We start from the raw sequence: 2,273 nt of genomic DNA, 5'->3' as shown, positions 1-2,273 counted from the left end.
GGGGGCGGCCCGACCCCCCCGCGCGTGGCAGAATCAGCCCGCCGCATTGCCGAAAGCCGCCCGTTGACCCCGGGCGGCTTTTTTATGAAATCAGTAGAGCAGGACGCCCGCCCAAAAAAAATCGCCCGCTTGCAGCGGGCAATTCTTTGGGGGCTGCGCCGATGCGGCGGATCAGCCGGCGGCCAAGGCCTTTTCGACGGTGGCGTGGAACTCGGCCTTGTCGTATTCGCCCAGGTAACGCTTGATGATATGTCCCTCTTTGTCAATGAGGAACGCCGTGGGCGTCAGGCGGATGTCTCCGAAGGCGCGCGCGATCTCGCCCTTGGTGTCCAGCGCGACCGGGAACGGCAGCTTGCGGGTTTCGGCGAAGTTGAGCACGAAGTTGGGCGGATCGTAGTTCATGGCGACCGCGATGGCTTCATACCCCTTGTCCGCGTACTCGTTGTAGGCGGAGATGGTGTCGGGCATCTGCTTCACGCAGGTCACACAGCTGGTTGCCCAGAATTTGACCAGCACGACCTTGCCGCGCAGGTCCTGCATGGAGAAGGTCTTGCCTTCCAGCGTGGTGAAGGTGACGTCGGGCGCGGTCTGGGCCGGGCGCATGGCGAACCAGGCGCCGATGCCGACGGCCACGAGAACTGCGAGGGCTACGATGGCTTTTTTCATTTGATGGGCATTGCTTCGACGCCGCTGCTCGTGCCGCCCGTGCCAGCCGCGTTGTCGGTGGCCGGACCGGTTCCGGTTTCGATGGGCGCCTTGCTTTCGGTGGTGGCGGGTTTGGAGCCGCTGCCAGACAGACGGATGGCTTCTTCGCGGCTGATGATTTCAAAGAGCTTGACCACCTTGGTCACGCCGCCGACGTCGGCGGTGGCATTGGCGGCGTATTCGCCTTCGGCTTGGGTGACCTTACCCATCAGGTAGACGACGCCGCGGTCGGTGGTGACCGCGATGGTGCCCGAGGGCACGTACTTGGTGTTGAGCAGCGCGGTCTTGACCTTGGAGGTCAGCCAGGTGTCGTTGGAGCGCTGGCCGAACGAGGCGATGGGGCCGACGTTGAGCTGGTTGACAACCTGCTTCACGTTTTCCACGCTTTGCGCGATGGCCGTGGCCTGGTTCTTGGCTTCTTCCGAAGGCACGTCGCCCGTCAGCAGCAGGTGGCCGCCGTAGGCCATGGCGTTGACGCGGGCCGTGTCGCCCAGCTTCTGGGCGATCTGGCTCTGCGCCTTGAACGCCATGTTCTGGTCTTCGAGCTGGACGCCGGACGTGCGGCGGTCGGTGACCACGACCGCCGTGGTGGCGGCAGCGCCGCCCACGATCAAGGGCGCGCAGGCCGTCAGCGAAAGCGCCGCGGTCGAAAGCGCGGCGGCAAGCATCAGCGGGCGGACTGCGGGTCTGACGTCAAGAATCATTCGGTGTCTCCAAGCAGAAGAGCGTCGATGCCGTCGCACAGCGCGTGCAGCAGCAGAATATGGACTTCCTGGATGCGCATGGTGCGATCGCTGGGAACACATAGATGGACGTCCATCGGGGTAATGAGTTCCCCCATGACGCCGCCGCCCTTGCCGGTCAGGGCCAGGACGTGCATCTCGCGCGCGCTGGCGGCTTCCATGGCGCGGACCACGTTGGGCGAATTGCCGCTGGTCGAGATGGCCACGAGCACGTCGCCGGCCTGCCCGAAGGCGTTGACCTGCCGTTCGTAGATTTCGTCAAAGCCGTAGTCGTTGCCGACTGCCGTGAGAATCGAGGTGTCGGTGTTGAGCGCAATGCCCGCGAGCGGCAGGCGTTCGCGTTCGAAGCGGCCCACCAGTTCCGCGATGAAATGCTGCGCGTCGGCAGCCGAGCCGCCATTGCCGCAAGCCAGAATCTTGCCGTTGTTCGCCAGGGCGCCGAACAGCACGTCCACGGCCACGGCCAGCGGTTCGGCCAGGACGTTCATGCTTTGTTCGTGAGCGGCCATGGCGTCGCGAAAGTGCGACGTCATACGAGAGGTCATATCCATGGGCGCGATTATCTCACGGGGCCGGGCCGCGGTTCTGTCCATGCGCAACGTGGGCGAGGGGGGATGTCACGCCAGACCAGCCGGGTCATGGCAGCCAGAATGCGCCGCGCAGCCAGGCGGGGTCGCCGCTGTCGAAAATCACGGCGTCGAAGCGGGCGGGCGGGACCAGGCCGCCCCAGTGCCGGCGGGCCAGTTCGGGCAGCCAATACGCCGCCGCGCGGGCAAGGCGCGTCTGCTTTTCGGGGCCGATGCTGGCGGCGGCGCCGCCGAAGCG

The 2,273-nt window shown here is 65.6% G+C and carries 4 protein-coding genes; all 4 read right to left on the bottom strand.

Going from position 1 to position 2,273, the window contains the following annotated elements; genetic code table 11:
* Positions 1-171: 171 nt before the first annotated feature.
* Positions 172-666, bottom strand: a complete 495-nt coding sequence (locus B3446_RS13955; RefSeq protein WP_056560300.1) for a peroxiredoxin family protein — start codon at positions 664-666, stop codon at positions 172-174.
* On the bottom strand, positions 663-1,409 hold the full coding sequence (locus B3446_RS13950; RefSeq protein ID WP_291381903.1) for a BON domain-containing protein: 747 nt from the start codon (positions 1,407-1,409) through the stop codon (positions 663-665). The genes B3446_RS13955 and B3446_RS13950 overlap by 4 nt, the downstream gene beginning before the upstream one ends.
* Positions 1,406-1,999 (bottom strand): phosphoheptose isomerase, encoded by a 594-nt coding sequence (locus B3446_RS13945; protein ID WP_175122026.1) that lies wholly within the window; start codon positions 1,997-1,999, stop codon positions 1,406-1,408. Before B3446_RS13945 ends, B3446_RS13950 begins: the two co-directional genes overlap by 4 nt.
* Positions 2,000-2,084: 85 nt before the next feature.
* The coding region (locus B3446_RS13940) for a YraN family protein (RefSeq protein ID WP_349680043.1) at positions 2,085-2,273 on the bottom strand (189 nt) is incomplete at its 5' end.

The sequence above is a fragment of the Achromobacter sp. UBA5777 genome (genome assembly GCF_002418565.1).
GTDB classification, from domain to species: Bacteria; Pseudomonadota; Gammaproteobacteria; order Burkholderiales; family Burkholderiaceae_B; genus Achromobacter; species Achromobacter animicus.
This window is presented reverse-complemented; position numbering and strand designations above follow the sequence as displayed.